Genomic DNA, 6,424 nt, shown 5'->3' with positions numbered 1-6,424 from the left:
CGCGGGATCAGCCCGGGCCGAGGAAGCGGGAGGCGTGGCAGGGGCCGCGGTCCGCCGTAGCCCGGGTGCACGGTGCCGATCCGGTCGTACGTGCGCCGGCGCGTGTCGACCTCGAGGCCGCGGGCGGAGCCGCCGCAGCCGTGGAAGAGAACCCCCACCGGCGCGCCGGGGCGGGCGTCCGCCGGGATGTGGGCGAACGTCCGGAGGTCGCCGGGGTTGGGCCGTCAGGAGTCCGAGCACCATGGCTCGGGCATCGTGGAGCGGGGCGCTGTGGGACGGGGCACCGTGGGGCGGGCGCGCCTGCCCGCCGGGCGAGACGTGTCCATGTCCCGAAGGATGGGTGCGGCGCGCGCCCGCGGCGGAGGCGAGATGGACGGTGCCGCGGGTCCGTGGGGATTTCCTTCGCGCCGTCAGTAGGGCGGAGGGACCGGCCGCAGGGCCAGCATGGCGATGTCGTCCGCGCCGTCCGTCCCCAGCCGGACCAGCAGTTCGTCGCAGAAGACGTCCAGCGGCATCCGTGCCAGGTCCGCCGTCTGCCGCCGCAGCCGGGCCAGCGAGTCGGTCAGGCTCTCGCCCCGGCGCTCGATGAGCCCGTCGGTGTACAGCAGGACCGTGGACCGGGGCGGCAACCGTACCTCGGTGGCGGGCCTCGGCATGTCGATGCCGGTGCCCAGCATCAGTCCGGTGCCCTCCTCCAGGAAGCGGGTCTCCCCGTCCTCGGTGGTCAGCAGCGGGGGCAGGTGGCCGGCCGCCGAGTGGTGGAACACCCACGGTCCCTCCACGGGTCCGCCGACCAGGCCGTACACGCAGGTGGCGGTGGCCTCGCGGTAGAGGGTGTGGTTGGCGATGTCCAGCCGTCGCACCACCTCGCCGGGCGGCTCCTCCCGGTCGACCGCGATGCCCCGGAGCATGGAGCGCAGCTGGCTCATGGCGACGGCGGCCGACAGGTCGTGCCCGGCCACGTCCCCGATGGTCACCGCCAGGTCGCCGCCGGGCAGCACGAAGCAGTCGTACCAGTCACCGCCCACCTCCGCGGTGACCGAGGACGGCACGTACCGCGCGGTGATCCGCAGGTGTGGCAGCTCGGGCAGCACCGGGAGCAGCGAGCGCTGCAGCTGCTCGGCGATGCCGCGGGTCTCCGCGTACATCCGGGCGTTGTCCACGCCCACCGCGATGCCGTGCGCCAGATCGTCGACGAAGGCGAGGTCCGCCTCGGTGAACGGCCGGTCGGAGCCGGTGCGGGCCAGCGTGATGGCGCCCAGCACCTCACGACGGGCCCGGAGCGGGGCCACCACCGCGCTGTCGGCGCCGAGGTGGTCGAACAGGGCCCTGTGCCGGGCGTCGAGAGGACTTCCGACCTGGCCGGGCGGCTCGTCGGCTCCCGTCGGACCGAGCAGCAGCGGCCGCGCTCCCCTCAGCACCCGTGCGAGCGGTCCGCGCCCGCTCGCGGTGAGCGGCGGGAGGGTGCCCTCGACCCCGTCGGCGGGGCGGCCGTGCCGGTCCCGGCGGACCACGCCGACCCGTTCGCCCTCGGCGTCCGCGGCGAACAGATCGATCACGCACCAGTCGGCCAGCCGTACGGTGAGGATCCGGCAGACCTCGCGCAGCCCCTGGGAGAGGTCGGGGGCGTCGGTGATGGCCCGGCCGGTGTCGACGATCAGCCCGAGTCGCTCCAGCGCCTCGCCGACCACCGGCGTGCCACGGGCCAGCGCCTGCTCCTCGACGGGGGCGAGCGTGGGACGGACCCCTGGTGCGGCCCGGAACTTCCCCGTGTCCGCGCCGCGGCCGGGCGCGGCGGCCGGTGTCTCCCCGGCGCGGGGCATCAGATGGGCGACGAACATGGTGGCGCCGTCGATCGTGTGCTGGGTCTCGATGACCAGGCGGATCGGGATCTGGCGGCCGTCGCGGTGCAGGGCGGGCAGGGGCACCGATCGCCCGAGGATGTGGGAGCGTCCGGTCGTCAGCAGGGAGGTGAAGGCCTCCAGGTACCGCTGCCGCAGGTGCTCGGGCACGATCGTGAGGAGCCGCCGCCCCACCAGTTCGTCGGGGTCCCAGCCGAGCAGCGCGGCGGCCGCGGCGTTCACCGCGACGATCCGGTTCTCCTCGTCGGCCGCGACGGTCGGGGTCCGGCTGGCCCGTACCTGGGCCGCGTCCCAGGGCACCATCTCCAGGGGCCCGGGCCGGGGGTCCCTCGGGATCACCGTCCAGGCCGTCGGGTGGCCGCCGGCGAGCTGCCCGGCGATCTGTCCGAAGAGCCAGCCCCGCAGTTCCCGTACGGCGGGCAGGGCCGGCCGGGACAGCATCCTTCCGCTGCGGGCCGCGTCCTCGGCCCGGTCGAGCACCTTGCGCAGGACCAGCACCGACAGACCCGCGTCGGCCGGCACGGACAGGGTCAGGGAGCGGGTGCCCGCCTCGGCGACCGGATGCTCGCTGAGGGCGGCGTCCACCCAGGCGCTGACCATGTGGTTGACGTCGTCGGCGACGGCCAGGTCCCTGGGCCGCACGCCCAGGTCGTCGCCGCCCAGGGCGGCGAGGTTCAGCTCCCTCAGCAGCGCCCGCCGGTTCTGGTGGGCCGCCATGAAGAGGGAGTCGGGCAGATCGATCAGTGTCACGGGACGCCGCGCCCCGGTGAAGAGGACGGGGCTCCCCCAGTCGGAGGGCTCCCGGGGGGTGCCCTCCGGGCCGATCTCGACCCAGACCGTCTTGGCGTCCTCGCCGGTCTCCACACCGAACCGGGTGGCCAGCTGCTCCACCACGAAGAGGCCCTGCCCGGTGGCCGGGAAGCGGTGGAACTTCTGCTGGGGCAGCAGCCCCAGCTCGGGACGTTCGTCGCGCACCCTGATCTCCACCCGGTCCCCCAGGCGCCGGACCGACACCTCGGCGTCGGTCCGGGCGTGCAGCACCACGTTGGCGACCAGCTCGCTCACCAGCAGCTCGGCGTTCTCCCGCAGCTCCTGGGCGACGTCGCCGAGCCTGTGCCGCACGAACTTCCTCGCCTCACGCGCGCTCCTGGCGAGCGGAGGAAAGCGGCGGGAGCTCGGTACGCCGGGAACGATGTCGGACACATACCCCAGTCTGTGCCATACCGCGCGATCGTTCGCGGCGGGCACCGCCGACAGGAGGCCGCACGCCCCCGGACGGGGAGACCGGGCGGAGGACCGTCAGGCGGTGACCGTCCGGAGGAACGCGTCGAGGTTGCCCCGCATGCGGGCGATCTTGCCCTCCAGGCCGATGCTCTCGTCGAAGCCGCGCCCCGCCGAGCTCTCCTTCTTGCCGCGCAGGTACAGCGAGCAGGCCAGGTCCGAGCAGAGGTACTGGCCGACGGTGTTCCCCTGCCGCCCGGCCTCGCCGGTACGGCGGGCGGACATCAGCACCACGTCCCCGCGGACATGGGTGGTCAGGCAGAGCGAGCACAGGGACCGGGCGGTGAAGCCGCGTGCGGCGCCCGCGGTGACCGCCCGCAGGGAGAGCCCGAGCAGCCCGCCGTCCTCCCTCTCGGCGACGAGATAGGCGCGGTCCGGGGCGCCGGGGTCGCGCCAGCCGAGGAAGTCGAGGTCGCCCCAGGGCGTCTCCTCGAGGCCACGGGGCAGGCCGAGGCGCTTCGCCTCACCCTTGGAGCAGTTCACGAAGCTGGAACGGATGTCGGACTCGGAAATCTTTCGCACACCACCGAGGCTAGGCCGCCTAATACCTTTAGGCAAAATGATTATTTCTCTAGGGTGCGGCGACGGGCCTCCCCGGAGGGAGCGTGTGCCGGGGCAGAGTCAGGGCCGGTCGGCGGGCCGGCCCCCGGTGACCCCGTAGTACTGGAGGTCCTGGACCTCGGGCTTCTCGGTCACGGCGAACCTGGTGACGGCCTCGGTCGTGGTCGCCCCGCCGCGGGTGACCTCGGCGGTGGTCCGGCCCGGACGCAGCGGCAGCAGTTCCGCCCGGACGCCCTCGGGCACGGTGTACCGCTCGTGCAGGTCTCCGACGGTGACGTCGACGGCCCCGGGGCCGGCCAGGAAGGTGAGCACCTCCACGGTGTCCCGGGCGGGGGCCGAGCCGGGGCGCAGCCGCATCGGCTCGGCCCGGCCGGCGGCGGGCGCGTCGTGCGGCTGGGTCCGGTGGGTGAGGTAGACGGTGTCACGGACGATGCGCGGCCAGGAGCCGGTCTTGAACCGGGTCAGGTAGTAGGAGCTCAGATCCAGGTAGGTGTGCCCGTTGTGCAGCGAGGGCGCGAACTGGGTGCTCTCGGAGTAGTCGTTCCAGGTGGTCAGCTGCACCCAGTCGGCGCCGTCCTCGATGGCGTGGTTCCAGCTGCCGCGCAGCGTCGCGGTGTTGCCCGCCTCGTCGAAGACGCCCTGGTTGGGCCGGGCGTCCTGGACGGCGACGGGCTGCATCCACAGTTTGCCGTGCTCACGGGCGAGCGCGGCGTGCTCGCCGTAGTGGCCGAGGGTGGTGTGGCTTCGGCTGCCCCAGGTGGAGAAGCCGTGGGAGAGGGGCGCGAACGCCTCCGCGTGCGAGGTCAGGTCCAGGAAGACCGGGACGAAGGCGGTGCCCGTGTCGTGCCGGGTGCGCAGGGTGTCCAGCACCTGGCGCCACCAGGCGGGGGTCTTCTCCTCGGCCTTGAACGGGGAGACCACGAGCCGGCCGTCGTCGAGCCGGTGCGCGTTGGGCGCGGCGCCGAGTTCGGCGAGGGCGCGGGCGAGGGTGGCCGGGTCGGCGTCCAGGGCCTTCATGTCCGGCATCAGCATGATCCGGAAGCCCGGGTCCACCTCACGGGCGGCGCTCATCAGCAGCTGGACGCGCTCGCGATGGGGGCCGTCGAGGGAGAGCAGGTCGACGCTGAAGCCGTCGATCCCGGCGGCGACGGCGGTGCGGACCTCCTGCCGGTAGTGCGCGGACCGCCAGTCGCCCTGCTGCGGCCCGACGGGCAGCGGTCGGTCGCGCAGCAGGCCGCCGTACGCGGCGTGCTTGCCGTTCTCGCCGTCGGCGGTGAGGTAGTTGCGGGCGTAGTAGTCCTCGTCGGCGGGGCGGTTGTCGAGGGAGAGCGGGTAGGGCGTGAAGTAGTGCGCGAAGACCAGCCGGTCGCTCGCGCGCAGCCGCTCGGTGGACGGCAGGTCGAACGGCAGCGGGTCCCGCGCCGCCGAGGGGGCCGTGCGGTCGTCGTCGGCGGCGGTGAAGCCGAGCCCGGTGCCCGCGGCGACGATCAGCAGCAGGATGCCGACGAGTGCGGCGAGTCCGGTCCGCCGCCCTCCTCTGCCCGGCACGGCGTGCCGCGGTGCGGTGTGGTTCTGCATTGGGCGCCCTCCCCCGGCCGTACGGCCCTCCGGGCCGCACGAGGTCCAGTCAAGCCGACCCGTCCCTCGCCCCGCAATGCCCCGAAGGGGGCCCTCCGCCCGTCACCGCGCCGCGGCCAGGTGGTCCAGGAGCGCCTTTCCGGGCAGGGGGTGGAGCACGTCGCCGCCGGGTCCGCGGACCGTCGTCGCGGCCAGCAGCGAGTTGAGCACGGCCTCCTCCACGGCGTCGAGCACGGCCCTGAACAGGGGGTCCAGGTCCGCGTCCGCCACCGTCCGGTCCGGCCGGCGCGTCCCGAAGGCCAGTCCGTAGTCGCCGCTGCCGTGGCCGAACGAGGCGCCGACCCGCCCCAGGGCGTACACCGCGCGACGTGCGACCCGCCCCAACTGGCGTGCGTCCAGCGGCGCGTCGGTGGCCGCGACCACCATGCAGGAGCCGGTGTCCGCCACCGGGGGCCGGGCCGGCAGCCCGACGTCGGGGGGCGTCACCTCGCGTCCCCGGACCCGCAGGACGCCGCCGAAATTGGCCTGCACCAGGACACCCACCACGGCGTCCCCTCCCCCCACCGGCACCACGCGTGACGACGTCCCGACGCCCGCCTTGAAGCCCAGCGCGGTGGTCCCCGTGCCGGCGCCGACGCATCCCTCGGCCACCGGCCCGGCGACCGCGCCGTCCAGCGCCGCCCGCACGTGTTCCTCGCGCACCGGGCGGGACCGGATGTCCGAGAGCAGCCCGTCGTTGCACTCCCCCACCACCGGGTTGAGGCTCAGCACCCGCTCACGGCCCGGCTGTTCCAGCACCCATCCGACCAGGGCGTCGGCGGCCCGGAAGGCGGAGAGCGTCGAGGTGAGCAGCACCGGGGTCTCGATCGCGCCCAACTCCGCGATCTGGGTGGCCCCGATCAGCTTGCCGTAGCCGTTGCCCGCGAACACCGCTGCCGGCAACGGGTGTTCGGGGCCGACGCGCTCCGGCACGATCGCCGTGACCCCGCTGTGCACCCGGGGCGGTTCGCTCAGCGTCGTGTGCCCCACCCGCACCCCGCGGACGTCGGTGATCGCGTTGTGGGGTCCGGTGGGAAACGGCCCGGCCCCCAGGCCGAGCCCGCGGGCGCGGACGGAGGGACCGGCACCGGGGCGGAGGGCGT

4 protein-coding genes are annotated in these 6,424 nt (G+C 74.5%); all 4 read right to left on the bottom strand.

Annotated elements, in window-relative coordinates:
* Positions 1-410: 410 nt before the first annotated feature.
* Positions 411-3,065 (bottom strand): SpoIIE family protein phosphatase, encoded by a 2,655-nt coding sequence (locus HW445_RS15050; protein ID WP_308799174.1) that lies wholly within the window; start codon positions 3,063-3,065, stop codon positions 411-413.
* Positions 3,066-3,161: 96 nt separating this feature from the next.
* A complete protein-coding gene (locus HW445_RS15045; protein ID WP_180221525.1) occupies positions 3,162-3,665 on the bottom strand; it encodes an FBP domain-containing protein in 504 nt (167 codons plus the stop codon).
* A gap of 99 nt (positions 3,666-3,764) precedes the next feature.
* A complete protein-coding gene (locus HW445_RS15040; protein ID WP_180221524.1) occupies positions 3,765-5,282 on the bottom strand; it encodes a glycoside hydrolase family 71 protein in 1,518 nt (505 codons plus the stop codon).
* A 102-nt stretch (positions 5,283-5,384) separates the two neighbouring features.
* The coding region (locus HW445_RS15035) for a P1 family peptidase (protein WP_374939654.1) at positions 5,385-6,424 on the bottom strand (1,040 nt) is incomplete at its 5' end.

Source organism: Streptomyces sp. UH6 (assembly GCF_013421635.1).
Classification (GTDB): domain Bacteria; phylum Actinomycetota; class Actinomycetes; order Streptomycetales; family Streptomycetaceae; genus Streptomyces; species Streptomyces abyssomicinicus.
Note: the sequence above shows the minus strand (reverse complement) of the source record. Positions and strands in the feature narration are given on the sequence as shown.

What these genes read in the sequence shown, in the direction of transcription:
- HW445_RS15040 (WP_180221524.1), bottom strand. Translation starts at nt 5,282, where the DNA reads ATGCAGAACCACACCGCACCGCGGCACGCCGTGCCGGGCAGAGGAGGG.